This window comes from Pseudomonas sp. NPDC098740, assembly GCF_044760065.1.
GTDB classification, from domain to species: domain Bacteria; phylum Pseudomonadota; class Gammaproteobacteria; order Pseudomonadales; family Pseudomonadaceae; genus Aquipseudomonas; species Aquipseudomonas rossensis.
Window position 1 is genome coordinate 173,912 of record NZ_JBIWAM010000001.1, and the last position, 23,296, is coordinate 197,207.

Genomic DNA, 23,296 nt, shown 5'->3' on the forward strand with positions numbered 1-23,296 from the left:
CTGCTCATACCTGATAGGTAGCGGATTTAAGCCCGCGAAATCATCTAGGCAATCAGGGAGTGGCACAGTCATGAGACCAGTATCGACGGCGGGCGATCATCTCCTTGGCGGGTTGATTCTTGTGGTTGAGGACGATCCGCTGATCCTGGAGTTTCTCTGCGAAATTCTTCAGGAGGAAGGCTTTGTGGTTGAACCGCAGACCAGCGCGGATGCCGCGTCGAAGTATCTGGATCAACACTCCGAAGGCGTCCGTCTATTGCTCACGGACATCACCATGCCGGGCAAACTCAATGGCGCGGACCTGGCCAATCTGTTTGGCGACCGCTGGCCCGACAAACCGATCATGATCATGTCCGGTTTCGAAACGCCTGAAAGCGCCGGGGTCAGGCATTCGGTGTCGTTCATCAAGAAACCGTGGGCGCTTGGGCAGTTGCTGGACTGTGTGGAAGGTGCCTTGAAGTCGAAACGTACCCTGTAGAACCTGCGGCACATCAGGCCACTACAACCTGGCACGATGCGCCTTGTGGCGGGCCTATACTTCAAGAGTCGGCACACTCGGTGCGACATGCAATCGTGTTTGATGTATGGGGTGACGCGTCGAGTGATCGTTCACGCAGGCCACGGCCTGCCTTCGTCGTAGGGAGGAGAAGATCATGGCGCGTAAATACATCGACTGCCGAGAGTTTCCAAGTGATGCCAAATGCTCGGTCGCTCTGTCCGCAGACTCTGAAAACGAACTGCTCGAGGCCGCCGCACAGCATGCGGTCAGTGTTCACAAGCACACCGACTCACCGGAACTGCGTGCTCAACTGAAGACGATGTTTCACGACGGCACCCCGCCTGATGAAGCACCGCGTCCCGCTTAGCAAGGAAATCCTCTTCAGGAGTTGCCGAAGGCTCGGGCCGCGTTCGGCAGCTCCTCGCAAATGCTACATTGCTCGGCGAACCCGCCTGGCACTTGCGAGAGGAAGCTCCCCTTGTCTGCTCAAGAATCTGTCTTCAATACCCCGTACCACGCTTTTCTGTTTGATATGGACGGCACCGTCCTCAATTCCATCGCCGCTGCCGAGCGGATCTGGGCGGCCTGGGCCTTGCGCCACGGCGTCGATGTCGACTCATTCCTGCCCACCATCCATGGCGTTCGAGCCATCGACACCATCAATCGTCTGGCGTTGCCCGGGGTGGATGCCGAGGTTGAAGCGGCGTTCATCACCGAGGCAGAAATCGAGGATGTCGAGGGGATCATCGAGGTGCCTGGCGCGGCGAATTTCCTGAAGTCGCTGCCCGCCAACCAGTGGGCTATCGTCACCTCGGCGCCGAAGGCATTGGCGCTGCGGCGGATGGCCGCGGCGGGTATTCCAGAGCCTTTGGTGATGGTTACTGCCGAAGACGTCAGTGCCGGAAAGCCTGATCCCGCGGGCTATCGACTGGCGGCCAAGCGCTTGGGCGTTGAGCCGGCCGATTGTCTGATTTTTGAAGACGCCACCGTGGGCATTCTCGCCGCCGAGGCGGCGGGTGCGGGCCTTATCGTGGTGACTGCGACCCACGACCATCCGCTCCGGACCCCGCATGCCACGCTCGCCAGCTATGAGTCGGTCGGCAGCCGCGTGGAGGCAGATGGTCTGCTGCGTCTTGAGCCGCGGGACCTTCAGTAAACCCCGGGAATCAACCGCCAACTGCGGGCGCAATAAGCCTCGTATTCGCTGCCGAACTGCGCCCTTAACAGCCCTTCTTCGGAGTGAATGCGGGCGATCAGCGGGATTAGCGTCACCGCGGTCAGCAACAGGCCAACGCCGGAGCGAAAGGCCAGTGCCCAGCCCATTGCAGTGATCATCAGCCCCAGATAGCTGGGGTTGCGCAAGGTGCGATAAATCCCGTCGGTGACCAGCGTGTGCCCCGGCTGAATCGCCACCAGTCCACTGAAACGCTTGCCCAGCACAAACACCGGCCACAACCTCAGCGTGCCGCCGATGATGAACAGTAATGCCCCGAGCCAGCGCACACCTTCGCCACCAAAGGTCCAGAAATCGATCCGGTCGGTGTAGGCCGGCAGGTACCCGCTCAATAAACCGATCACCCCGAACGCCGGCAGCACCCAATGATTGGCCCGGTCTTCACGTTCGCCGGAACTCAGGTTGACCTCAGTGAACAAGGACGCGATGGCCATCACCACAGTGGCAAACACAATGACTACCAGCGGTGCATGAGAGAAAAACGCCGAGAATCCGCCAAGCCCCCACACTGCGAGCCCAAGGTAGGCGAGGGTGGAAACAATGGCGAAAAACGCCAGTTTGGCCGAGATTTTCATCTGCACCTCCACAAACGGACCTGACACCGTTCATTGTAGGAGCTGCAGCAGGCTGCGATCTTTTGATCTTGAGCGGTATTGAGGACGGCCAAGATCAAAAGATCGCAGCCTTCGGCAGCTCCTACGTAGACGTGTCGGCCCTGGCATTACGCCGAATCACCTGCGGCGGCTGCCCGAACGCCCGAAGGAAGGCTTCGCGCATGCGCCGGCAGTCGCTGAAGCCGGATTCTTCGGCGATCTGATCGAGGGTCAGGCGCCCGCGTTCCAGCATCTGCCGCGCCGTTTCCAGGCGCAGGTTCTCGATGGCTTTGGCCGGTGATTGACCGGTTTCCGCCCGGAAGGCCCGGCTGAACTGCCGAGGGCTGAGGCGCGCGACGTCTGCCAGTTGCTCCACCGACAACGTCTCGGTTAGGTGTTCTCGCGCATAGCCGAGCACGGTTTGAATGCGGTCGGATTTCGTTTCCAGTTCCAGCAGCGCCGAGTGTTGCGACTGGCCGCCCGCACGGCGGTGGTACATCACCAGTTTCTGCGCCACGGAACGGGCCAGTGCGGCGCCGTGATCCTTTTCCACCATGGCCAGCGCCAGGTCGATGCCGGCGGTCATCCCGGCGGAGGTCCAGATCGAACCGTCGACGACGTAGATGCGGTCTTCTTCGACCTTGATCGACGGAAACCGCGCTTGCAGCTCCCGTGCATAAGCCCAATGGGTGGTGGCGCGCCGTCCGTCGAGCAATCCCGCCTGTGCCAGGACGAACGCCCCGGAGCAGATCGACGCCGTGCGCCGAGCGGTTTTAACGTTTGCGCGCAGGTAGTTCAGTACGCCTTCGGGTGCCTGCGCGAGGATGGCATCGCCGCCCACCACAATCACCGTATCGAACACCCGCTCACCAAAGGCCTCGGTGCCGACGCTCAGCCCACCGGAAGCGCGCAATGTGCGGCCATTTTCGGACAGTACGCTGACGTCATAAAGCGCCTCGCCGGCGCTGAAGTTGGCGTACTCGAACACCGGCATGGCCGCCAGCGCCATGGACTGGAACCCTTCAAACACTACAAACGCTACGGAAGTCATTGAGGTGTCCTCAAAAGGTCGTGTCCGAAAAACGTACTTTAAACGTCATTTGAGACGGGTGTTAGACCCTTTATAACGGTTCACACCCGGCGACGTTATCGCCTCACTGTGAAGGAAATCGACATGGCCCTCTCATCCAAAGGTACCGCACTGATCACTGGCGCCTCTTCGGGCATCGGCGCGGTGTATGCCGACCGTCTCGCCCGGCAAGGTTACGACCTGATTCTGGTCGCCCGCAGCCAGGGGAAACTGAACGACCTGGCCAACCACCTGAGTAACGAAACCGGCCGCGCCGTCGAAGTGGTCGCCGCCGATTTGAAAGACAAGGCTGACTTGCGGCGGGTCGAAGAATTTCTACGCTCCGACGCCAGTATCACCCTGTTGGTCAACAACGCCGGGGTCGGCGCTGTCATGCCGCTGCTCGGCAGTCCCGTGGATGACATGGAAGACATGATCAACCTCAACGTTACCGCTTTGATGCGCCTCGCTTACGCGGTGGTACCAGGCTTCGTCGCTCGCGGCACCGGGACGGTGATCAATATCTCCTCGATCGTTGCCATCGCCCCGGAAATTCTCAACGGCGTGTATGGCGGGACCAAGGCGTTTGTCCTCGGCCTGAGCCAATCGATGCACCGCGAGCTGGCCGACAAAGGCATTCGTATCCAGGCCGTATTGCCCGGTGCCACCGCCACCGACTTCTGGAGTGAGGCCGGCAACCCGGTGGAAAACCTGCCGCAAGAGATCGTGATGTCTGCCCAGGACATGGTCGACGCCGCGCTGACGGGCCTGGCGCAAGGCGAAGTGGTGACCATTCCGGGCCTGCACCAAGGCGATCAGTGGGACGCCTACGAAGCCCAGCGTCAGACGCTTTCAGGTTTGTTCGGCAACTCCACGGCAGCACCGCGTTATCGCTAAAGCGGTAGCCGCCGGGCAGGGTGAACTAAGCTTGGATTAGGACCGTTCACCCTTAAGGAGCTCTACCATGCTTCACATCAGAACGCCCTTGATTCTGCATCCAGACCTGTCGACTCCATCCCGGCGAATCTGGCTCAAGCTGGAAAATCTGCAACCCAGCGGCTCATTCAAACTTCGTGGCATAGGGCTCTTGTGCAGCCAGGCAGCGGAGCAAGGGAAACGCAAAGTGATCTGTCCTTCCGGCGGCAACGCCGGGTTCGCCACCGCCGTGGCTGCCGCCAGACTGGGGTTGAAAGCCTGCATTGTGGTGCCGCACACCACGCCGGAAACCACCCGCGCACGGATCAGGAAAACCGGTGCCCAGGTGATCGTCCATGGCAAGGTCTGGGACGAAGCCAATCTACGGGCCAAGGAACTCGCGCAGGGCGCGGACACCGAATACGTGCCAGCCTTCGATCACCCGGTGCTGTGGGAAGGGCACAGCACGATGGTCGACGAAATCCTCGAGGATTGCCCTCAGGTCGATGCGCTCGTGATGTCGGTAGGGGGCGGAGGTTTGCTGGCGGGGATTCTCATCGGATTGATCCGCCACAAGCGCATGGACTGCCGGATCATCGCGTGTGAAACCCAGGGTTCTGCGTCTTTTGCCGCCGCTGTCAGTGCCGGACATCCGGTCATATTTCCCCGGATCGATACGGTCGCCAGGTCGCTCGGCGCTACTCAGGTGGCCGCCTGGCCGGTGCAGCATATCGTCGATTTTCCCCACGAGTGCGTGGTGCTCAGCGATGACGAGGCGATCATGGGCGTGGTGCGTTACGCCAACGACCTGCGCCAGTTGGTCGAGCCGGCGTGTGGTGTTTCGTTGGCGATTGGATACCTGGACCATCCGGCGATTGCCGAGGCCCATGATGTGGTGATTGTGGTGTGCGGCGGCGTGAGCATCAGCGCGCAATTGGTGGCGGGTTGGGCGAGATTATCCACCGGCGCCGAAGCAAGGTAGGGCTGCAAACGTTATCCGTGTGCTGCAGCCCCACCGCTATTTTTTCAGCCTTTATTGACCCGCAGCTACGCCTTCCTGGACGAGGATTGCTCTGGCCAGGTCTTCGTCGCTGGCGTTGAGGCCGGGATTTTCCTGACGAATCTGCTTTAAGAACGACTCCAGATAAACACCACGAATCGCGCCGCCACTGGCAACGAAGCTGGAGGCGTCATCTCGGGCCGGAATCACCCGTTTGTCATCCTTGAACGTCGAGTACAGCGATGCGGAAACCCCAGCCGAGGTGGCGACATCTTTTGCATCTACATCGGCCATGGCTGAACCAACGGGCAAACAAAGCACTAGTGAAGAGATGATAATCAGACGGCGCATGACGGTGTCCTCTGAAAGCGTGAAGCAAAAAAGGAAGTACCACATCTGTAGGATGCGTGGCGGTCGCCAGGAGTTCCCTGCCGAAGCGTTATCAGTCCAACGCCTGCCTCTGAAAAAACTCAGCCCCTCGCCGCACACACGATGATCTCCACCAATAACGCTGGATCAGCCCGCTTTGCTTCGCCGCAAGCGCGGGCCGGAGTCCTTGGTCAGCACAGACAAAGCGCTGACCCAGTGTCAGCGCTGAGTCAAAGAGGCAAGGCGAAAACCCTCCAATTGCGCACAGTCCCTTCAGGCCGCTCTGCTACAGCAAAGGAATGCTGTAGCTCACGATCAAGCGATTCTGGTCCTGGTCACGGGCCGCCTCGCTGTTGGACTTGCCGTTACGCCATCCGAATCCGACACCTTTAAGCGAACCGGACTGAATCACGTAGTCCAGAGAAATGTCCCGCTCCCATTCTTTCTGGGTATGAACTTCTGCGGGAACATGGCCGGGGTGATCGTGCCGATCCTGATCGGGCTGATCGTGCAGTTCACCGGGTCGTATTTCCTGGTGCTGATCTTCTTCGTGGTCATGGCCATGCTGCTGGCGATATTCTCCAGCCTGATCGATTATCGGGAACGAGGGCTGGCGTGAAAGGAGCTGAGGTCAGGTGAGCGTCGATATCGAGTGCGTGGTGGTTGGGGCCGGAGTGGTCGGGCTGGCGGTCGCCAGAGCCCTGGCCCGGAGCGGGCGGGAAGTGATCCTTGTCGAGGCGGGCGAGGGGATTGGCGTGGGCATCAGTTCGCGCAATTCGGAAGTGATCCACGCCGGCATTTACTACTCGAGCGGCAGCCTCAAGGCGCAATTGTGTGTGGAGGGCAAACAACGCCTTTACGCCTATTGCGATGAGCGCGGCATCGATTATCGGCGCCTGGGCAAGCTGATCGTGGCCACGGATGACGGTCAGTGCGCGGCCTTGCGGAAGTTGTTGGCGCAGGGCCACAGCAATGGCGTCGATGACCTGCAATGGCTGGACGCCGAACAGGCGCGGGAACTTGAACCGGCAGTGTCCTGCGTCGCTGCGCTCTGGTCGCCGTCCACCGGGATTGTCGATTCCCATGCCCTGATGCTGGCGCTTCAGGCAGATGCCGAGGCCAGCGGCACATCGCTGATTTTTCATACGCCGCTGGCGTCGGCCCGTTGCACCGGGCAAGGTTTCGAACTGCGGATGGGCGGCGCCCAACCGATGACATTGAACTGCCGTGAGTTGATCAATTGCGCCGGATTGTTCGCACCTGAGGTGGCGAGCCGGATTGAGGGCTTGCCGTCGCAGCACGTTCCAACTGCCCGGCTATGCAAGGGCAGCTATTTCAGTTTCAGCGGCCGGGCGCCGTTCCGGCATCTGGTGTATTCGGCTCCGGAAAGTGCAGGGCTGGGCGTACACATGACCCTCGACCTTGGCGGTCAGGCGCGCTTCGGGCCGGACGTCGAATGGGTCGATCAGCTCGACTATCGTGTGGATCCACACCGAGCCGATGGTTTCTACGAGGCGATCCGGCGCTACTGGCCGGCGTTGCCCGATAACAGCCTGCAACCGGCCTACAGCGGCATCCGCCCGAAAATCACGGGCCCGACCGAGCCGGCGGCCGACTTTGTCATCAGTGGTCCGAGCGAGCATGGTGTGCCGGGGCTGGTGAACCTGTTCGGAATCGAATCGCCGGGGTTGACCAGTTGCCTGGCGTTGGCAGATCGGGTGACGACCATACTAGTCACACCACGACCGGTGTAGCAGCTGCCGAGCCTGCGAGGCTGCGTTCGGCGGCGAAGCCGTCGCTAAACCATACGCTGCGGTGTCTCAGACAAACCGCGTGCACAGGATTCACGACTGCTTCGCAGCCGAACGCAGCCTCGCAGGCTCGGCAGCTGCTACGGGTCGCGTTATGGCTTAAGTACCGGTAATCAGCGTTTGCAATGCCGCTCGCCCTGAGGGCTATGCTTGGCAGTGCGCCCATCACAATGGGAGACCTGCGATGATTAACGTACGCACTGCCCGCATGCTTGCCGATTACAAACGCTGGGCCAATCAACGCCTCTTTGACAGCCTGGCCGCACTGCCACCGGGTGAGGTCAATAAAGGACGCGTGTCGGTGTTCAAGAACATGATCGGCACCCTGAACCACATCTACGTGGTGGACTGCATTTGGCAGGCTCACCTCGAAGGCCGAGGGCACGGCTTCAAGACGTCACACGATCTGCTGCACCCCGACCTCGCTGAGCTGCGCCTGGCGCAAAAGGGCATCGATCGCTGGTACTGCGACTGGAGCGAACGGCAGACCGATGCCTCGCTGGATAAACCCGTCGAGTTCAGCTTTGTCTCGGGGGAAAGCGGCATCATGAGCGCCGGCGCGATACTGATGCATGTGGTCAATCACGCCAGTTATCACCGCGGCTGGGTGATCCAGATGTACTTCGAAATCCCGGTCATGCCGCCGGTCACTGACTTGCCGGTGTACCTGCGCGAGACCGACCCCGAGTCTTTCAAATTGATTAATGCCCCGGCAGTGGGGCGGCCATGTGTTGGGCAATTCGCGAGCGCAACCAACGTTCTGCCGGATCGTTATCGTTGACGCCGTTCCAGACCATGGACAGTTCGGACAGCACGATGTCAAACGGCGGGTCGTCGGCCCGCAACTGGCTGCTGCCTTCGATCAGCGCGCACGCCGCGTAGTCCGGCACCGTGGCCAGCATATCGGTGCCGGCCAGCAAGGCGCGCAGGCCGGCGAATTGCGGCACCGCCAGCACCACCCGGCGTGAGCGGCCGATACGCGCGAGGTCGTTGTCGATGGCCCCGGTCAAATCCCCGGAAAACGACACCAGCGCGTGCGGACGTTCGCAGTATTCATCCAGGGTCAGGGTGCCGGGGCGATTGTCGCCGCGCAGGATCTTCACGCTCAGGTCACGCAACTTCTTGCGCTTGGCGTTGGCCGGCAGTTCCGTGGTGTAGCTGATCCCGACGGAAAAACGTGTGGCGAGGAGGCAAGCCCCTTCGCCACAGTAACCGATCGTTCCCAGAGCGTGGGAACGATCATCATGCTACGGAGCCGGTAATTTGAGTTCCGCGCACAACCCACCTCCCTCACGATTACTCAACGTCAACGATCCCCCGATCGCCAACGCCAACTGCTGTGCAATCGCCAACCCCAAACCGGTCCCGCCGGTGCTGCGGTTACGTGAGTTCTCCACGCGATAAAACGGTTCCATCACCTGGGCCAATTCCTCCTCGGCAATCCCTGGCCCGCGGTCCATCACCTTCACCGACAAGCTGCCGTCAGCCTTCGCTTCCACCCTCAACTCGGCGGCGCCGGCGAACTTCAATGCGTTGTCCGTCAGGTTCACCAGCACCCGCCGCAAGGCGTGCGGCCGGGTGTTGATCACCGCGTCACTTTTACCGCCTAGCTGCACGTCTTTGCCCATGTCCTGATAGTCGAACACCAGGCTGTCGAGGAACGAATCCAGATGGGTGCGGCGACTTTCCTCGGTGGCGCCATGAACGCTGCGGGCATAGGCCACGCCTTCGCGCACCAGGTGTTCTATCTCGCCAAGATCATTCCAGAGTTTGTCTTTCTCGGCGGAGTCGTCCATGAATTCGGCGCGCAGTTTCATGCGAGTGATCGGGGTTTGCAGGTCGTGGGAAATCGCTGCCAGCAGTTGCATGCGCTCCTTCAGGTAGACGGCGATGCGCGCCTGCATCGAATTGAAGGCCATGGCGGCATGGGCGACTTCGGTCGGGCCTTTTTCGTCCAGGTGCACCGCGTGGGTGTTGGGGTCAAGCGTCTCTACCGCTTGGGCGAGGCGGGTGAGGGGGCGGATGGCGATTCTCACGGCCAGCCAGGTGCAGATGAGCATCAGTGTCAGTTGCCCCAGCAACACGATGGGTAACCACGGCGACAACGGCACCATCGAGGGCCGCACGTCGATGGTTACCGGGCTGCCGTCCGCCAGTTTCAGGTGGACCTGAAAATGTTTATCCGGCCCGGGGATGTCGGTCACCGTCATCGGGTAATCCTTGCCGATGGCCTCTTTGATCGAAGTCATCGCTATTGGCGAATCGCTCATGGGCATGCCCGGCGAGCCTTCGTTCAACAAATAGCGGTAGTTACGTCGATCCAGTTGTTGCAGCCAACTCATGCGTTCTTCGGCCGGCAAACGGTCGAGGATGGCGATGGAGGTCGAGACGTCGGTTTCCAGATTGCCCAGCATGGTGTTCTTCGTGCTTTCGTACCGCTCGTAGTACTGCGCGCCGAAGGACAGCGCCTGCGCGAGAATCAAGCCGATCAGGAAGATCAGCGACAGTCGCGAGGCGAGGGTGCGGGGCCAACGAACGGTGAAGTTCATGATGGCGCCCCGAGTACTTCCACCGGCAGCGAAAACACATAGCCTTCACTGCGCACGGTTTTGATGTAGGCCGGTTCGCGGGCATCGTCCAGCAGTCGCTGGCGCAAGCGGCTGACCAGCAAGTCGATGGAGCGGTCGAACAGGTCGGCATCGCGGCCTTGGGTCAGGTTCAGCAGTTGATCGCGATTGAGCACCCGCTGAGGATGATCGAGGAACACCCGCAGCAACCGATATTCCGCGCCACTGAGCGCGACCATCGTGCCGTCCTCATCGAGCAGGTGCCGGGCCGAGGTGTCCAGGCGCCAGCGCCCGAAGGCCAGCAGGCGACCGCTTTCGGTGACTACCAGGTTGGGCGGCAGCATCCGCGTGCGGCGCAATACGGCGTTGATTCGGGCGAGCAGTTCACGAGCGGCGAATGGCTTGACCAGGTAATCGTCGGCGCCCATTTCCAGGCCGATGATGCGGTCGGTTTCATCGTTGCGCGCGGTGAGCATCAGCACCGGCGTGGCCTTGTGTTTGCCGGCGCGTAACTCACGGCACAGCATCAGGCCATCGTCGCCCGGCATCATGATGTCGAGCACGATCAGGTCCACCGGCGTGGATTCCAGGAACGTGCGCATTTGCCGTCCATCCGCCACGACGGTGGTGCGCAGACCGTTTTTCTTGAGGTAGTTGCCTACCAGTTCCCGGATCTCGCGGTCATCGTCCACGATGAGAATGTGATCGATGTGTTCCATTTGGCCAGGCCTCTGTAGATGGGGATGTCGCGCAGTCTATCGAGCCTTGGCCCGCTCGCCCGCAGTCCTTTGTATTGCAGTGTATCTGGCATGTCGGCGGATACACGTGGACGCAAAAACACTCATTTCCAGGGCTTTTGTATCGCTCTGTATCCCGGCCCGGTTTTGATACGTACCGATTTACACGCGCCTGTTCCCGACACAGTCGGGATACCTCGCGGGCTTCTAATAGGTTCCATCGAGGCAAGCCAAGTCGCCTCGGCCCAATACACGATTGACCTATTGAACCCTTGAGGAAACCACCATGAACACCAAAGCCGTCTACGCCGCTTGCCTGTTTGCCGCCCTGAACATCTGCACCTTGTCGGCCCGCGCCGAAGCCGATGTCTCCGCTAAAACCTACACCTACGGCACGCACCTGGACATCAAGAAAGTGGTGTCGCTGAAACAGGACGCCTCGCCTTCCTGCGGGGTTGTGGATGCCCAGCTGACTTACCTGGATTCCCATAACAAAACCCAGGTTCTGGACTATCGCAAATTTGCTGATGGCTGCAACTCAGACAACTGAGTCCTGCGCTGACCCATTGCCCATCCCATTTGAAACAGGAAGCACATCATGAAAAACGTCACCCGCTTTTTGACTGCCATTGCCTTCTCCGTGGCTGGCGCCGCTGCCCATGCCAACGCTGCTGTTGAACAAAAAAGCTGTGGCAGCGCGACTTGCTTTCAGTTGACGCCGGTGGCGCAGAAGGGCGGGAACGCCTTTTTGGCGCAGGACGGCTCCAGCCGTACGCCGCAAGGTCAGTTGCTGGGTAACCAGACGGCCTGAAGCCCGAACACGGTTTTGTGAACACCACAATTCCGGTGTGGGAGCGAGCCTGCTCGCGAAAGCGGGGTGTCAGTCAACGAAAATGTTGAATGTGATGGCCTCTTCGCGAGCAGGCTCGCTCCCACAGGGATGGGTGGTGAGTCGCCCTCTATAATTTCAAGGTGATCCCAATGTTTCTCATCGCTTTCCTCGGCGGCATATTGACCGTCCTCAGCCCTTGCATCCTCCCGGTCGTGCCGTTCCTGTTCGCCGGTGTTAAACGTTCACGTTCCTCGATCCTGCTCACCCTCGGCGGCATGACCCTGACCTTCGCCCTGATCTCCAGCCTGGCCGTGGTCAGCAGCGAGTGGGTGATACACGCCAGCAACACCGGCCGTCATGTGGCCCTCATCGTGATGGTGCTGTTCGCCCTGTCGCTGATTTCCGCCCGTGTCGGTGACTGGCTGGCCCGTCCTTTCGTGGCGCTGGGCAATCGCATCGACCCCGACACCCGCAAAATGTCCGGCCCGTTGAGTTCGGTCATGATCGGTGTAGCCACCGGCCTGCTCTGGGCACCGTGTGCCGGGCCGATCCTCGGGGTTATCCTCACGGGTGCCATGCTGCAAGGTGCAAACGCTCAAACCAGCCTGTTACTGGTGGCGTACGGCCTGGGCAGCGCATTGTCCCTGGGCACCTTGATCTTCGCCGGTCGCGGCCTGGTCAATCGCTTGAAAGCGTCGATCCCGGTCACCGGTTGGTTGCGTCGCGGCACCGGTGTTGCGGTGCTGGCGGCTGCGGCGGTGATCTCCACCGGTGCCGACAAAACACTGCTGGCCGGCACCTCGTCCGAAGGCGTTACCACGGTTGAAAAACATGTGTTGGAAACCGTACCGAAAGTCGTCGATTACTTCGTCAGCAAGGTCAAGGCAGATTCGTCCATGGACAACGCCCAAGGCGCCATGCCGTCGCTGTCCGGTGCGGTCGAATGGCTCAACTCACCGGCACTGAGCAACGATTCGCTGAAAGGCAAAGTCGTGCTGGTGGACTTCTGGACCTACGACTGCATCAACTGCCAGCACACCTTGCCCTACGTGAAGGACTGGGCGAAGAAATACGAGAAGGATGGCCTGGTGGTGATCGGCGTGCACACCCCTGAATACGGTTTCGAGCGCATCATCGACAACGTCAAGGATCAGGTGAAAAAGCTCGGCATCACCTACCCGGTGGCCATCGACAACAACTACGCGATCTGGCGCAACTTCGACAACCAGTACTGGCCGGCTCACTACCTGATCGACGCCAAGGGACAGGTGCGTTTCACCCACTTCGGTGAAGGCCGCTACGAGACTCAGGAGAAAATGATTCAGCAGTTGCTCGAAGAGGCCAAGGCCGACGCCAAAGCCACCGCACCCGCCGCATAAACCTTCAAATCAATGGCTCACAGGCTGCGCGCCGTGGGCTATTGGTTTTTTCTCCTGACTGCGCCGCCACGCCGCTGGCGGCGCTCCATACTCTCGGCGAAATGCCCGACTGAACGCCGTGTCAGTCTGGTAGCCCACCTCTTCGGCAATCCGCATCAACGAGCTGTTACTGCTGCGTAACAGGTTGGCCGCCAGCAACATGCGCCATTGCCGGGCTCCAGAAACGGCGCCGCCGTGTCGGCGCTCGGCGATTGGTAGCACCAGGGGGCAGTGAACCTGGCATTGATGAAAATCGCGCCGACCAGGCGGACGACGCGCAGGGTCTGGGACAGGGCGTCCATGGTGGTTTTCCCGTGTTGGCGGGCAGCTTTGGGTGGTGAGCTTGATTGTGAGCCTGTCGCGCCAGAGCGTGAAATCTCCGGACGATCGGGCAGGGTTGGCCGACGATCGGGCAGGACGCCAGCGTTGCCCGGCGCGATAGTTGGCACACAGGGTCTGCCGACCCTGTCATCAATAACAAGAATGAGAGGTTGCCATGCCGAAGTTCGTCATAGAACGCGAGATTCCAGGTGCTGGAACACTGTCAGAAAGGGATTTGAAAGCGGCTTCGCAAAAGTCCTGCAGGACGTTGCGCGACTTGCCAGAGGTGCAGTGGCAGCAGAGTTATGTCACCGGTGACAAGCTCTACTGCGTGTACATCGCGCCCAACGAAGAGTTGATCAAGGAACACGCCAGGCAGAGCGGTTTCCCGGCCAACCGCATTTCCCAGGTCTCGGCCATCATCGATCCCACCACGGCCGAATAAGCCGGGTTGCGTTCCAACCCGCAACGGAGCGGAATTCATGAGTACACCCATTGATCTTACTGCCTTGAAAAACCGTCAGATGGCCTCTTGGGCCAGTGGCGACTATGCCGTGATCGGCACCACTTTGCAGATTGTCGGCGAGCAACTCGCCGAGGCCTGCGACCTGCTTTGCGATGAACGCGTGCTCGACGTGGCCGCCGGCAACGGTAACGCGACGCTCGCTGCCGCGCGCCGTGGTTGCCTCGTCACTTCTACCGACTACGTGGCCGCGCTGCTGGAACGCGGCGAAGACCGGGCCAGGGCAGAACGCCTGGATGTCACGTTTCAAGTGGCCGACGCTGAAGCATTGCCGTTCGAGGATGCCAGCTACGATGCCGTGCTTTCGACCTTCGGTGTGATGTTTACGCCGGACCAGTCCAAGGCCGCCACGGAACTGGCGCGGGTCTGTCGCCCCGGAGGGCGGATCGGCCTCGCCAACTGGACGCCCGAAGGTTTTGTCGGCCAGATGTTCAAGACCCTCGGACGCCACCTGCCGCCACCGCCGGGCGCTCAACCGCCTTCGCAGTGGGGCACCGAAGCCTGGCTGCACACGCACTTTGACGATCGTGACTTTCTGGTCCAGGTGACGCGCAAGACCTTCAACTTCCGTTACCGCTCGGCCGCGCATTTCATCGACACGTTCCGCACCTGGTACGGCCCGGTCCACAAAGCATTCGCAGCGCTGCCTCCTGAAGGCGCCCAGGGACTGGAAAGAGACATGACCGAACTGATCAACCGTTTGAACAGAGCGGGAGAAAAATCGCTGGTGGTGCCGAGTGAATACCTGGAGGTGGTGATAACCCGGCGTTGAACTCATTCACCTATCTGAAGAGAACACTGTAGGAGCTGCCGCAGGCTGCGATCTTTTGATCTTCATTCGACGCATAGGGTCAAGATCAAAAGATCGCGGCCTGCGGCAGCTCCTACAGGGGGGCGTGTATCGCGGCTATTCATCCAGCCGCTCGGTGTACACCACCCAAACGCTGCACGGCATTTTGTACAGCAGATGCTCCACCGTACTGCCGATCAGCCGGCCCATGCCGCGATGACCGATCCGGCCCATGACAATCACGTCAACGTCATAGGCATCGGCATAGCGGGTGAGGACCTTGGCCGGGTTACCCATGATCATGTGCCGCTGCTCCGGCGCGATGCCGTTGCGCTCGGCCAAGTCGTTGAAGGCATCCTCCTGGTAATCGAACACGGTCTTGGCCTTGCCCGAGGAGAAAAACGCCGACCCGTTGTCGAAACCGAATTCGTCGGCGCTGATGGATGAAAGGTCATAGGCGTAGACCACATCGAGCTCGGCATTACAGGCGCTCGCCAGTTTCGCCGCCTCGTGAAGGATTCGGTCGTTGAAGGTTTTGTAATGGTCATCGCGATGAAAGGGGTCGACCGCCGCGACGATCTTTCGCGGCAAGGCGTGCACGGCGTGGCTCACGAAATGCAGAGGTACCGGGCATTCGCGCAGCAAGTGCACATCGAGCGGGGTAAACATCAGCCGCGACAGCAGCGATTCGTGCTCCAGCGCCTTGATCAGCACGTCCATCGGCTGCTCTTTGAGGTGAATCAGGATTTCCTCCAATGGGCGTTCGACCCAGGCCACTTCGGTGGTGACGTGGACCCCGATTTTGCGCAAGGGGCGGGCCTGCTCCTCAAGCCATTGGCTGTGGCGCTCGACGTAGCCCACGCGCATCTGTTCCAGGGCCTTTTCGTTGACCAGACTGGCGGTCGCCAGGCCTTCAAGGAAATCGAAGGCGACGATGTGCAGCGCGGCGTCTTCGGCCTTGGCCAGCGCAGCGGCCCTGTCGAAAGCAGGGCTGTGTTCCATCAGCGGTGATGCAACCAGCATGAAGCGGGATTGACCAGACATGATGAACCTCCCGTGAATAAGCCGCCCGACGTGCGGCTCGTGCGACGTACATCCAGTCTCTAAGTATTGACCATGATCTACCTCCCTTCCGTAAACCGGGTGCAGGCTGAGGTTCGTACGGGTGCCGGATGCGTTGGCACAACCTGAGCGCCCTGGATTACGCTCAATATGCCTTTGTGCTGGAGAGCGGCCGGGTGGTGGATGAAGGTTCGGCGGTCGAGTTGGCCGGGCGCGAGGATATCCAGAACTATTACTTGGGGGCCGTGGGGTAGGGCAATGTTGAATACTAACTGCACCTGACGCTAACGGCCTTCGCGGCGCGTTGCAGTTCTTGTTTAACGTCGACCGGTATCCGCTGTTTCACGAGTCGTTGTTCGAGGAATGTCTGATCGCCTTGGGTATCAACTTGAGCGTCAATAGCCGCATCCACCGCTTCTATGGTGGCAGCGTGAGCCTCTATGACCGTGTCGACCTCAGCGTCGCTCTTGGCGGCGTCGAGCGCACCAATGAGTGTCGCCACTTCGTCTTCTTCAGCCTTGCCATAGGCCTCTACAGACAGTCCGGCAGCCAACGCACGCGCCCGGATCTCCACGCCTTTCAGCGCCTGCTTGGCCTCTCCGCACAGAATGTCGTGTTTGTGGCTTTCGACGATTTTCCATTGGAAAAATCCATACGTCATCGTGCCGATAATCGCTACGGTGATACCACCGATCAGGATCCGTTTCATGGCTACAGTCGTGAAAGTCTGGGGATTGTGAGTTCGGTGGACATCGCTTCATTCTCTATTCGAGGAAATGAAAGCGTAGCACCGGAACCCGGTCCAGCCCCTTCCAATGTCAATGCAAATACATTGACGAAGGAGAGGAGCAGCGTGTCTTCTAGATTATAGCCTCACAGCCCTCGGCGTCCCGCTAGTTACCGTCCGCCACTTTGCGTTCTATCTCCGCTATTTTCCGACTGAGCTCCTCAGCCTCCTGCTCCTGGGTTCGAGTTGAAGAGGGCGTAACGGTTTCATCCACATCTTTGGCGTCCGTGTCCCTGTCCTCAAGATCTCTTTCGGCGTTTGACGTTGCGTCCGGTTCGACGTCGTTAACACTGTTATCGCTGTTCATATCACTGACCTCCATTGACCTGGACATTGGATTCAACGCTATGGCTTGAGTTCGAGTTTTTTGTCGGCGCTCCTCGATTACCTGACGAAACGTGCCTGCGGTCAGACTGCCTGAATTTTCCCTCCAGGCGGTACTCCACCGTCCGAGGAGCAGCCGCTCCTTAATAGCGGTGTAATCCGCCGGGGGAACACGTAATGCCATCGGTCGAAGATTTCAGAATCCAGTCTCACGCATTCCTGATCGAACTGGACGCCGCAACGATGGGCATGATGACGCTGGTCTCTTCCAAATGTGTTTCAGGACCAGAGTGGGAAGAGGCGAGCAAACGGCATCACGATGCTTACGAGATCTGGAATGCCTTTCTTAATGTCTCTGCTTCAAGCACTGACTAAGGACGATAGTGGGGGCTGACCCGCGCGCCAATGTCGCCATACAGCGCATAGTTGGACGAAAACACGACCACTACAATACTGACGACGCTTCTACTGGGCCTGGAAGAAAAATTGGCGTCATGAAATAGACGACTGGCGCTACTCCATGTCGCTTGCAAAGTCGCTACCTTGATCTTTACTAGTCACTGAACGTGAGAGCGTTCCTCATCAAATATGTCTTTTATATCAAGGTTTAAGCACGCCTCTTGAAGTTCCGCCTTGATCTTTTTCTGATCTACCCAAAAGAAAGCTCAAAGGATGACGAAGAAATGAAAGAGAACTTGGCGGCAGTTATCCGCAAACTCATATCTCCTTCAATGCGGTATGAGTTAAGAAACGCTTCAAACTGGTTGCGAGACATCCTTGGACGTGCGTGTTTCTGGCGCTGGGAAATTGCCAGGTTCAGAGTGCAGAACGAAAGTCCTTACGAAATCCTCTATATCGGAAGGAAAAAGAAGCGGGAGATGGCCAAGCTTCTCATAAGGGGAAAGTCCCAAGGTGATTCCCCTATGGTCGACGGCGAACCGGAACCTGGTGCGTCGAGTCATGTGGTAGTGGTCAGTGAAATGCCGACCTCGGGGGCCTTGTATGTACCCTTGTATCTGAGTGCCGTCGTACCGCTGGGGCGATCCATCGAGGAGATCACCACAAAATACGATAGCGAATTGCGTCGAAATATACGCAAGAACCGACCGCGCTACCGAATGGTCCAGACGCTGTTGGATGAAGACATTGAAAAGGCAGACAGGGAAATGCTTCGACCTTATGCCACGGCAAGGCAAGGCATCCACGCTGCGCAATTTGCCACGCAGGAGGTTTTCAGGATCGCCAAGACTGTCGGCCGGCTCGACCTGATCATGCTGGAGGACGAGGTTGTTGCATGTCACCTTGGCTGCGTAATAACCCGGGGCGGAAAGCGCTACTGGAGCACGCTACGTTTCGGATATACCGAGGCGATTTTTTCAGATGCCAAAAGACTGCGTGAAGTCAACTCGATTACCACCTTCATGGCACTTGAATGGGCGATAGAAAATGGCTTCGATTATTACGACATCGGTCTTTGTCTGGCACGGCCAGATGACGGACTTCTGAAATGGAAAAGAAGGCGCGGCGGTGATATTGATTCCCTGGGAAACCATGCTTATATGTTTGTCCGGCTGCCCAAGACAGGGGCAGCCAAATTCCTCTGGGATACGCCGCTATTCGCTGTCGAAGGAAAGGAATTGACCCTTCACCTTGGCTTGCCGGACGGGCCAAGCGATGAGGAGGTCGCCAGTCGTTATCATGAAATGGTATTTGGCGGGCTACACAAGATTTATCTTTATTGCGCCAAGAGCTCGGGCGAACAGTTTCTCGAAACCTTGCGTAGTCGCTACGCCAATTTGCAGACCCCACCCATTATGAAAAGGATTGCATCCAGCTGAGCAATTTCCAGGACTGAAATAAATAGAGCGCTTCGCGTCTGACTATTGACCCTGTCCCGCAGGGAGGACTCTTCATGGAAAGCGATGTCTCGCAAATAAGCACTTCGACCACTGGCAATCGGAAAAAATGGACCCTTGCCGCCTACAGGTATATGGCAAGAAAAAGACTCGCACGAAAGGCGGAGATCAACTTAAAAAGCCTGGCGGCGAAAACCTGGGATATTGCTCCGGGTGGGACATCTTATTCTCCGCCGGCTTTCTTCCTGCCCAATCAAATGGACCGCGTCACAGGATGGGAGGCGAAGCGCTTTTATCCTTTCGAGCATCCCGCTCGCACAATGGAAGGGCTGGGCAACGTAGTACAAGGCCCGACACGTGGCTACCTGATCAAGGATGTCTGGCTGATCGATGGAGCGCTCTACAAGAACAAGGCAAGTCACTGGTTGTCTCTCAAGCCTGGCTTGTTTCCGCGAATTCTCGTGGAAAACGAGATCGAGCGCGGTGCCGCCTACTGCACGCAGAATGGAAACACATGGTTTGGTACATGGTTAATGGAAGACTGTCCGACCTATTCATTGGCATGCGACGAAGGCGTCCCGGTAACCACCGCGCCATCCGCCAGGTTTCCTCTATTTACCCAGGCTCCCGCCTATGAGGACTGGTTTGATATGAAACCGCTTCGCTTGCACAGTGCGTTTTTTCGTGAGCTCGTGCTGTTCGACGATGTGAGCAACAATCAAAGCAGGCATTTACGTTTCCGTGCCATGGGTGAAAAGCTACTGTCGCACGTGAGCTATGAGTCTCACCCTGGCGTGTTCATTCTCCGGGGTGGCGACGGTGACTTGCGCTTTTTGCGCAATGAAATGGAGCTCGCTGAACATCTGCGCAAGAGCAGAGGGTTTCGCATAGTCGATCCTTTGAAAACCGATGTCCCGACCATAGTGGCGACGTGTGCCGGGGCGCGGACCGTGGTGGGGGTCGAAGGGAGCCAGCTTGTACATGGTGTCAATGTACTGCCGCAGGGTGGTTCGTTGCTGGTACTGCAGCCACCGAACCGTTTCGTCAGCTACTTCAAGTACCTGACGGATCGCGACAACCAGAATTTTGGCTTTGTAGTCGGAACGCCAGAGGGTGATGGCTTCAAAATCGACATTCAAGAGGTTGAGCGCACACTGGATCTGTTCCCATCCTGATGGGTGATGGCGCCTCCCTGCGATTCACCGTTTCAGTGCTCTTTGACTTTCTTGATGCGGAAAATAATCAGCGCAAGGATCGCGATCGCGAGGGGCGTCATGGCCAGCATCGCCTCTCGCGGGGCCACCTCGGCGCCGAGCAGGTGCAACCCTGAGTAGCCAAGCTTGAGCAGGTTCAGCAGGTAGTAAGTAATGGCGATAATCGACAGACCTTCCACGGCACGCTGGATCTTGATCTGGGCATCGGCGCGGGCGTTCAGGCTTTTGAGAATTTCCGAGTTCTGTTCTTCCATTTCCACTTGAACCCGGGCTTGCAACAGGTCGCCCAGGTTGGCCACGCTTTTGGCCAGGTGTTCCAGGCGTTGTTCGGTGGCGGTGCAGTACCTGACGGTGGGTTTGAAACGGCGTTCGATGAACACCCCGAGGCGCTGGCAATCACCGACGTGACTTTCCCGCAATTCGCCCAGGCGCTCGTACACGAGTTGGGCATAGGCTTGGGTGGCACTGAAGCGGTGGCGGGTTTTCGCGGTACTGCTGACCACTTGGGCTGACAGGTTGGAGATGTCCGCCAGCAGGGCTTTCGCGTTGCCGCTGTCAGCGTCGGCGTTACGCTCGGAGAGGGTGACCAAGGTCTTGTCAAAGACATCAAGTTGCGCGCTCAAGGTCTTGGCCGTGGTCAACGACAGCGAGGCCATCATGCGGTAGGTCTCGATTTCCAGCAGACGGCGGATCATCCGCCCTTGGCGGTAAGCGTTGAGGCGCCGGTTGACGAACAGGATGTGGTTGTTGCCGTCCTCGCTGAGACGAAAATCGCTCCAGACCACCGCATCGCCACCGCCCACGCAGGAACCGCACGGGTCCTTGAAACTGTAGCCGGCGAGGTCCAGGCCGGACTCTCCACGTACGACGATCTGCACCGAGTTGATCAGCTGCGGCAAATGCGTTTCGATCTTTTGCGCCAGCACCTCGGGCAGCGATGTCCAGAACAGGTCATCGCAGGATGAAGTGACCACCAGGGTCAGGGTGAAGAACTCGGCGTGGCGTTCCCATTTCAGGGCGTGGCCATCGAGCTGGGTGATGCCTTGGGCGGCATGAGGATCGATCGGGGTAGGGCAGCAGCGCTCCAGCAGGGCATTGCACTCCGGCTCCCCGCCAAGGAAGGCCAGATGAAACACATGGGCCGGTTCGTCGAAATACAGTGACGGGCGCGCGTGCAGTTCGTTGTGCAGGGTTTGTCTTTGCGGATGCATGCTGTTCAGGCCATTGATCGACTGCTGTTGTAGGTGGGACAGGTCGACGAACTCACGAGTCACACGCAGCAATCTCTGGTTTACGCTGAAGTGGTCATGCAACGCTGCCACTTCAGTAGTGGGCCAGCGAACAATGAAGCGCGAGGGAAAATCAAAAAAAAGGCGCCTTATAAATCGTGAACCAGGCGCCCAAAACAGAAGAAATTGCCGCTCACTTCTTGCTTGATTGCTCTCTGATCTGAGTCAGGCTCAGTCGAGGTGTCAATGCTTCTGGGTCGACTCTGACCTCAATCAAGGATGGCCGGTACATTTCAAGGCAGCGTTCAAACGCTGGCGCAAAGTCGGACGTGGCGGTTACCACCTCGCCATGCAGTCCATAGGCTTGGGCCAGTGCGGCGAAATCCGGGTTGCGCAATTCAGTGCCTGACACGCGTCCAGGGTAATTGCGTTCCTGGTGCATTCTGATGGTTCCGTACATTGCGTTGTTGATCACAACGAAAATCACATTGGCCCCATATTGCGCTGCAGTCGCTATCTCCTGACCGTTCATCAAGAAGCAGCCATCCCCGGAAAACGAAACCACCACTCGATCAGGGCACGTCAGTTTGGCGGCCACAGCAGCAGGAACGCCATAGCCCATGGAGCCATTGGTAGGGCCTAGCTGGGTGCGGTATCGGCGGAACTGATAGAAGCGTTGAAGCCAAACGGCATAATTTCCGGCGCCATTGGTCAGGATCGCGTCGTCCGGAAGTCTGCGATTCAACCACTCAATGATTTCCGCCATTTGCACGTCGCCAGGGGAGGGCGAGTATTGCAGATTTTCACGGTAGTTTTTGTTCAGGGTGCGCGTCCATTCACTCTTTATTTGGCTGGTCGCCGCCGGAAGCTTTGCTGCTGATTTGGCAAAGGTCGACATGCTGCTGTTTATCGCTAACGCAGGTTGGTAAACCCGTCCCAACTCCTCAATGCCTTGGTGAACATGGATCAAGGTTTGCTTCGGTACCGGGATGTCCAAGGCCACATATCCGCCCGTTGAAACCTCCCCCATTCTGGAGCCTACGACCAACAGCAGATCGGCGTTTTTTACCGCTGAGGACAGCTGCGCTGACGCGGCGAAACCAAGGTCACCGACATAGTTCGGGTGTCGATTGTCGAACAGGTCCTGGCAGCGAAAGGAGGCGGCAACCGGGATATTTTGCTGTTCAGCAAAAAGCCGGATGTCGTGCACCGACTCGGTGTCCCAACCGCTGCCCCCCAGCACCATCAATGGCCGCTCTGATCGCTCAAGCAGTTGCTGCATGGCGGCCATTTGTTCGGCTGCCGGGGTCATCAATACGCGTTTGAAAGGCCCTGCATCATTGACTTCCGCCATTTCGGTCAGCATGTCTTCCGGCAGTGCGACCACTACAGGCCCAGGCCTGCCATTGACCGCTCGGTGGAACGCCTGGCTGATCAGTTCGGGAATTCTGCGGGTGTCGTCTATTTGCACGACCCATTTCGCCAAGGGGCCAAACATCTGGCGAAAATCAACTTCTTGAAAGGCTTCGCGATACTGCTGATCGCGAGCGACCTGGCCAATGAACAGAATCATCGGCGATGAATCCTGGAACGCCGTGTGAACGCCAACCGAGGCGTTCGTTGCACCCGGGCCTCGGGTCACGAAGCAGATGCCTGGCTCTCCAGTGAGCTTGCCGTAGGCTTCTGCCATATAGGCCGCCCCACCTTCCTGGCGGCACACCACCAGATCGATTTCTTCTTGCACGTCATGCAATGCATCGAGAACCGCGAGGTAGCTTTCTCCCGGAACACAAAAAGCTCTTTTGACGCCATGGATGCGTAAGGCATCCACCAATATCTGACCTCCGCTACGACGAGAAATGGTTTTATTCATTGTTATCTCCTGAGTCGAATGGTGCGGTGTGAAAGGGTGAATCGCTCTCTTTCTGGCAGGTATTGACTCGATCAATTGGAAGAACAACGGCTAATGTCTGCGCCACGAATTCTGAGCATCATCGAGTAGGGGTACAAACGATGATTGCTCAGCACTTCATTCCCTCAGCTATTGAAGTCGGACTTCAAGTCGCCCAGTGACATTTATGCTGTCGCGCGCTTCAGGCGTGGCTACAAATCGTGAAATTGCATTTTCACACGACTACCGATTAAT

The 23,296-nt window shown here is 58.6% G+C and carries 25 protein-coding genes and 5 pseudogenes; 17 read left to right on the plus strand and 13 right to left on the minus strand.

What is annotated here, in order from left to right; translation table 11 throughout:
* Window positions 1–70: 70 nt before the first annotated feature.
* The 3 genes from ACIQU2_RS00850 (at window position 71) to ACIQU2_RS00860 (ending at window position 1,655) form a co-directional block, all read left to right on the plus strand.
* A complete protein-coding gene (locus ACIQU2_RS00850) occupies window positions 71–478 on the plus strand; it encodes a response regulator (protein WP_347805865.1) in 408 nt (135 codons plus the stop codon).
* A 175-nt stretch (window positions 479–653) separates the two neighbouring features.
* Window positions 654–866, plus strand: coding sequence for a DUF1059 domain-containing protein (locus ACIQU2_RS00855; RefSeq protein ID WP_403137758.1), 213 nt, complete (start codon window positions 654–656; stop codon window positions 864–866).
* A 111-nt stretch (window positions 867–977) separates the two neighbouring features.
* Complete coding sequence (locus tag ACIQU2_RS00860) at window positions 978–1,655, plus strand: HAD-IA family hydrolase (RefSeq protein ID WP_403137760.1); 678 nt, start codon at window positions 978–980, stop codon at window positions 1,653–1,655.
* Here the strand turns inward: ACIQU2_RS00860 and ACIQU2_RS00865 are convergent.
* Window positions 1,649–2,308: a methyltransferase family protein gene (locus tag ACIQU2_RS00865; RefSeq protein ID WP_403137762.1), complete on the minus strand. Its 660-nt coding sequence runs from the start codon at window positions 2,306–2,308 to the stop codon at window positions 1,649–1,651. The two genes, ACIQU2_RS00860 and ACIQU2_RS00865, sit on opposite strands and share 7 nt — an antisense overlap.
* Window positions 2,309–2,429: 121 nt before the next feature.
* The gene (locus ACIQU2_RS00870; protein WP_403137763.1) at window positions 2,430–3,377 is read right to left on the minus strand and encodes a GlxA family transcriptional regulator; all 948 of its coding nucleotides are present in this window, start codon (window positions 3,375–3,377) and stop codon (window positions 2,430–2,432) included.
* 123 nt (window positions 3,378–3,500) lie between these two features.
* Here ACIQU2_RS00870 and ACIQU2_RS00875 point away from each other — a divergent pair, with 123 nt between their 5' ends.
* Window positions 3,501–4,292, plus strand: a complete 792-nt coding sequence (locus ACIQU2_RS00875; protein WP_403137766.1) for an SDR family NAD(P)-dependent oxidoreductase — start codon at window positions 3,501–3,503, stop codon at window positions 4,290–4,292.
* Window positions 4,293–4,359: 67 nt separating this feature from the next.
* A complete protein-coding gene (locus ACIQU2_RS00880; protein ID WP_403137768.1) occupies window positions 4,360–5,292 on the plus strand; it encodes a pyridoxal-phosphate dependent enzyme in 933 nt (310 codons plus the stop codon).
* Between the two features lie 51 nt (window positions 5,293–5,343).
* Here the strand turns inward: ACIQU2_RS00880 and ACIQU2_RS00885 are convergent, their stop codons facing one another.
* On the minus strand, window positions 5,344–5,661 hold the full coding sequence (locus tag ACIQU2_RS00885; RefSeq protein ID WP_403137769.1) for a DUF2388 domain-containing protein: 318 nt from the start codon (window positions 5,659–5,661) through the stop codon (window positions 5,344–5,346).
* A gap of 304 nt (window positions 5,662–5,965) precedes the next feature.
* Window positions 5,966–6,127 (minus strand): annotated as a pseudogene (locus ACIQU2_RS00890) (OprD family outer membrane porin); the annotation flags it as partial.
* A 3-nt stretch (window positions 6,128–6,130) separates the two neighbouring features.
* Between ACIQU2_RS00890 and ACIQU2_RS00895 the strand changes: the two are divergent.
* From ACIQU2_RS00895 to ACIQU2_RS00905, 3 genes and pseudogenes are all read left to right on the plus strand, one after another.
* Window positions 6,131–6,298 (plus strand): annotated as a pseudogene (locus tag ACIQU2_RS00895) (MFS transporter); the annotation flags it as partial.
* 16 nt (window positions 6,299–6,314) lie between these two features.
* The gene (locus ACIQU2_RS00900; protein ID WP_347803892.1) at window positions 6,315–7,433 is read left to right on the plus strand and encodes an NAD(P)/FAD-dependent oxidoreductase; all 1,119 of its coding nucleotides are present in this window, start codon (window positions 6,315–6,317) and stop codon (window positions 7,431–7,433) included.
* Between the two features lie 241 nt (window positions 7,434–7,674).
* Window positions 7,675–8,271 carry a DinB family protein gene (locus tag ACIQU2_RS00905; protein WP_403137773.1) on the plus strand — a complete coding sequence of 199 codons (597 nt, stop codon included), beginning with the start codon at window positions 7,675–7,677 and terminating at the stop codon, window positions 8,269–8,271.
* Here ACIQU2_RS00905 and ACIQU2_RS00910 read toward each other — a convergent pair.
* From ACIQU2_RS00910 to ACIQU2_RS00920, 3 genes and pseudogenes are all read right to left on the minus strand, one after another.
* Window positions 8,192–8,665, minus strand: a pseudogene (locus ACIQU2_RS00910) (LysR substrate-binding domain-containing protein); the annotation flags it as partial. The gene ACIQU2_RS00905 and the pseudogene ACIQU2_RS00910 sit on opposite strands and share 80 nt — an antisense overlap.
* 72 nt (window positions 8,666–8,737) lie before the next feature.
* Window positions 8,738–10,039, minus strand: a complete 1,302-nt coding sequence (locus tag ACIQU2_RS00915; protein WP_403137774.1) for a sensor histidine kinase — start codon at window positions 10,037–10,039, stop codon at window positions 8,738–8,740.
* Window positions 10,036–10,776: a response regulator gene (locus tag ACIQU2_RS00920; RefSeq protein ID WP_403137776.1), complete on the minus strand. Its 741-nt coding sequence runs from the start codon at window positions 10,774–10,776 to the stop codon at window positions 10,036–10,038. Before ACIQU2_RS00920 ends, ACIQU2_RS00915 begins: the two co-directional genes overlap by 4 nt.
* A 304-nt stretch (window positions 10,777–11,080) precedes the next feature.
* Between ACIQU2_RS00920 and ACIQU2_RS00925 the strand changes: the two genes are divergently transcribed.
* From ACIQU2_RS00925 to ACIQU2_RS00935, 3 genes are all read left to right on the plus strand, one after another.
* Window positions 11,081–11,344, plus strand: a complete 264-nt coding sequence (locus ACIQU2_RS00925; RefSeq protein WP_347803889.1) for a DUF2790 domain-containing protein — start codon at window positions 11,081–11,083, stop codon at window positions 11,342–11,344.
* A gap of 48 nt (window positions 11,345–11,392) precedes the next feature.
* Window positions 11,393–11,605, plus strand: coding sequence for a hypothetical protein (locus ACIQU2_RS00930; RefSeq protein ID WP_403137780.1), 213 nt, complete (start codon window positions 11,393–11,395; stop codon window positions 11,603–11,605).
* A gap of 170 nt (window positions 11,606–11,775) precedes the next feature.
* On the plus strand, window positions 11,776–13,005 hold the full coding sequence (locus ACIQU2_RS00935) for a cytochrome c biogenesis protein DipZ (protein ID WP_403137781.1): 1,230 nt from the start codon (window positions 11,776–11,778) through the stop codon (window positions 13,003–13,005).
* Between the two features lie 9 nt (window positions 13,006–13,014).
* Here the strand turns inward: ACIQU2_RS00935 and ACIQU2_RS00940 are convergent.
* Window positions 13,015–13,215 (minus strand): annotated as a pseudogene (locus tag ACIQU2_RS00940) (helix-turn-helix domain-containing protein); the annotation flags it as partial.
* Between the two features lie 325 nt (window positions 13,216–13,540).
* Here ACIQU2_RS00940 and ACIQU2_RS00945 point away from each other — a divergent pair.
* Window positions 13,541–13,810 carry a DUF4242 domain-containing protein gene (locus ACIQU2_RS00945; protein WP_347803886.1) on the plus strand — a complete coding sequence of 90 codons (270 nt, stop codon included), beginning with the start codon at window positions 13,541–13,543 and terminating at the stop codon, window positions 13,808–13,810.
* Window positions 13,811–13,847: 37 nt separating this feature from the next.
* On the plus strand, window positions 13,848–14,660 hold the full coding sequence (locus tag ACIQU2_RS00950) for a class I SAM-dependent methyltransferase (protein WP_403137784.1): 813 nt from the start codon (window positions 13,848–13,850) through the stop codon (window positions 14,658–14,660).
* Between the two features lie 135 nt (window positions 14,661–14,795).
* On the opposite strand, the gene ACIQU2_RS00955 is transcribed toward ACIQU2_RS00950, so the two are convergent.
* Window positions 14,796–15,722 carry a universal stress protein gene (locus ACIQU2_RS00955; protein WP_403137787.1) on the minus strand — a complete coding sequence of 309 codons (927 nt, stop codon included), beginning with the start codon at window positions 15,720–15,722 and terminating at the stop codon, window positions 14,796–14,798.
* Window positions 15,723–15,874: 152 nt separating this feature from the next.
* On the opposite strand from ACIQU2_RS00955, the pseudogene ACIQU2_RS00960 reads away from it, so the two are divergent.
* Window positions 15,875–15,994: pseudogene (locus ACIQU2_RS00960) on the plus strand (ABC transporter ATP-binding protein); the annotation flags it as partial.
* A 14-nt stretch (window positions 15,995–16,008) separates the two neighbouring features.
* Here ACIQU2_RS00960 and ACIQU2_RS00965 read toward each other — a convergent pair.
* Together ACIQU2_RS00965 and ACIQU2_RS00970 are read right to left on the minus strand one after the other, a co-directional pair.
* Window positions 16,009–16,449: a hypothetical protein gene (locus tag ACIQU2_RS00965; protein ID WP_403137788.1), complete on the minus strand. Its 441-nt coding sequence runs from the start codon at window positions 16,447–16,449 to the stop codon at window positions 16,009–16,011.
* A 184-nt stretch (window positions 16,450–16,633) separates the two neighbouring features.
* Window positions 16,634–16,834 (minus strand): hypothetical protein, encoded by a 201-nt coding sequence (locus ACIQU2_RS00970; RefSeq protein WP_347803882.1) that lies wholly within the window; start codon window positions 16,832–16,834, stop codon window positions 16,634–16,636.
* A 194-nt stretch (window positions 16,835–17,028) separates the two neighbouring features.
* Between ACIQU2_RS00970 and ACIQU2_RS00975 the strand changes: the two genes are divergently transcribed.
* The 3 genes from ACIQU2_RS00975 (at window position 17,029) to ACIQU2_RS00985 (ending at window position 19,882) form a co-directional block, all read left to right on the plus strand.
* Window positions 17,029–17,226, plus strand: coding sequence for a hypothetical protein (locus ACIQU2_RS00975; protein WP_347803881.1), 198 nt, complete (start codon window positions 17,029–17,031; stop codon window positions 17,224–17,226).
* Between the two features lie 308 nt (window positions 17,227–17,534).
* Window positions 17,535–18,689 (plus strand): hypothetical protein, encoded by a 1,155-nt coding sequence (locus tag ACIQU2_RS00980; RefSeq protein WP_403138291.1) that lies wholly within the window; start codon window positions 17,535–17,537, stop codon window positions 18,687–18,689.
* A 74-nt stretch (window positions 18,690–18,763) separates the two neighbouring features.
* Complete coding sequence (locus tag ACIQU2_RS00985; protein WP_403137791.1) at window positions 18,764–19,882, plus strand: glycosyltransferase 61 family protein; 1,119 nt, start codon at window positions 18,764–18,766, stop codon at window positions 19,880–19,882.
* A gap of 32 nt (window positions 19,883–19,914) precedes the next feature.
* On the opposite strand, the gene ACIQU2_RS00990 is transcribed toward ACIQU2_RS00985, so the two are convergent.
* Together ACIQU2_RS00990 and ACIQU2_RS00995 are read right to left on the minus strand one after the other, a co-directional pair.
* A complete protein-coding gene (locus ACIQU2_RS00990; RefSeq protein ID WP_403138294.1) occupies window positions 19,915–21,132 on the minus strand; it encodes a DUF3422 domain-containing protein in 1,218 nt (405 codons plus the stop codon).
* 211 nt (window positions 21,133–21,343) lie between these two features.
* Complete coding sequence (locus ACIQU2_RS00995; RefSeq protein ID WP_403137794.1) at window positions 21,344–23,023, minus strand: thiamine pyrophosphate-binding protein; 1,680 nt, start codon at window positions 23,021–23,023, stop codon at window positions 21,344–21,346.
* Between the last annotated feature and the right edge of the window lie 273 nt (window positions 23,024–23,296).

Bases quoted from the DNA above. Each gene is read 5' to 3' on its own strand.
- ACIQU2_RS00850 (WP_347805865.1), top strand. From the start codon at position 71: ATGAGACCAGTATCGACGGCGGGCGATCATCTCCTTGGCGGGTTGATT.
- ACIQU2_RS00855 (WP_403137758.1), top strand. From the start codon at position 654: ATGGCGCGTAAATACATCGACTGCCGAGAGTTTCCAAGTGATGCCAAA.
- ACIQU2_RS00865 (WP_403137762.1), bottom strand. From the start codon at position 2,308: ATGAAAATCTCGGCCAAACTGGCGTTTTTCGCCATTGTTTCCACCCTC.
- ACIQU2_RS00870 (WP_403137763.1), bottom strand. From the start codon at position 3,377: ATGACTTCCGTAGCGTTTGTAGTGTTTGAAGGGTTCCAGTCCATGGCG.
- ACIQU2_RS00875 (WP_403137766.1), top strand. From the start codon at position 3,501: ATGGCCCTCTCATCCAAAGGTACCGCACTGATCACTGGCGCCTCTTCG.
- ACIQU2_RS00880 (WP_403137768.1), top strand. From the start codon at position 4,360: ATGCTTCACATCAGAACGCCCTTGATTCTGCATCCAGACCTGTCGACT.
- ACIQU2_RS00885 (WP_403137769.1), bottom strand. From the start codon at position 5,661: ATGCGCCGTCTGATTATCATCTCTTCACTAGTGCTTTGTTTGCCCGTT.
- ACIQU2_RS00905 (WP_403137773.1), top strand. From the start codon at position 7,675: ATGATTAACGTACGCACTGCCCGCATGCTTGCCGATTACAAACGCTGG.
- ACIQU2_RS00915 (WP_403137774.1), bottom strand. From the start codon at position 10,039: ATGAACTTCACCGTTCGTTGGCCCCGCACCCTCGCCTCGCGACTGTCG.
- ACIQU2_RS00920 (WP_403137776.1), bottom strand. From the start codon at position 10,776: ATGGAACACATCGATCACATTCTCATCGTGGACGATGACCGCGAGATC.
- ACIQU2_RS00925 (WP_347803889.1), top strand. From the start codon at position 11,081: ATGAACACCAAAGCCGTCTACGCCGCTTGCCTGTTTGCCGCCCTGAAC.
- ACIQU2_RS00930 (WP_403137780.1), top strand. From the start codon at position 11,393: ATGAAAAACGTCACCCGCTTTTTGACTGCCATTGCCTTCTCCGTGGCT.
- ACIQU2_RS00935 (WP_403137781.1), top strand. From the start codon at position 11,776: ATGTTTCTCATCGCTTTCCTCGGCGGCATATTGACCGTCCTCAGCCCT.
- ACIQU2_RS00945 (WP_347803886.1), top strand. From the start codon at position 13,541: ATGCCGAAGTTCGTCATAGAACGCGAGATTCCAGGTGCTGGAACACTG.
- ACIQU2_RS00950 (WP_403137784.1), top strand. From the start codon at position 13,848: ATGAGTACACCCATTGATCTTACTGCCTTGAAAAACCGTCAGATGGCC.
- ACIQU2_RS00955 (WP_403137787.1), bottom strand. From the start codon at position 15,722: ATGTCTGGTCAATCCCGCTTCATGCTGGTTGCATCACCGCTGATGGAA.
- ACIQU2_RS00965 (WP_403137788.1), bottom strand. From the start codon at position 16,449: ATGAAACGGATCCTGATCGGTGGTATCACCGTAGCGATTATCGGCACG.
- ACIQU2_RS00970 (WP_347803882.1), bottom strand. From the start codon at position 16,834: ATGAACAGCGATAACAGTGTTAACGACGTCGAACCGGACGCAACGTCA.
- ACIQU2_RS00975 (WP_347803881.1), top strand. From the start codon at position 17,029: ATGCCATCGGTCGAAGATTTCAGAATCCAGTCTCACGCATTCCTGATC.
- ACIQU2_RS00980 (WP_403138291.1), top strand. From the start codon at position 17,535: ATGAAAGAGAACTTGGCGGCAGTTATCCGCAAACTCATATCTCCTTCA.
- ACIQU2_RS00985 (WP_403137791.1), top strand. From the start codon at position 18,764: ATGGAAAGCGATGTCTCGCAAATAAGCACTTCGACCACTGGCAATCGG.
- ACIQU2_RS00990 (WP_403138294.1), bottom strand. From the start codon at position 21,132: ATGCATCCGCAAAGACAAACCCTGCACAACGAACTGCACGCGCGCCCG.
- ACIQU2_RS00995 (WP_403137794.1), bottom strand. From the start codon at position 23,023: ATGAATAAAACCATTTCTCGTCGTAGCGGAGGTCAGATATTGGTGGAT.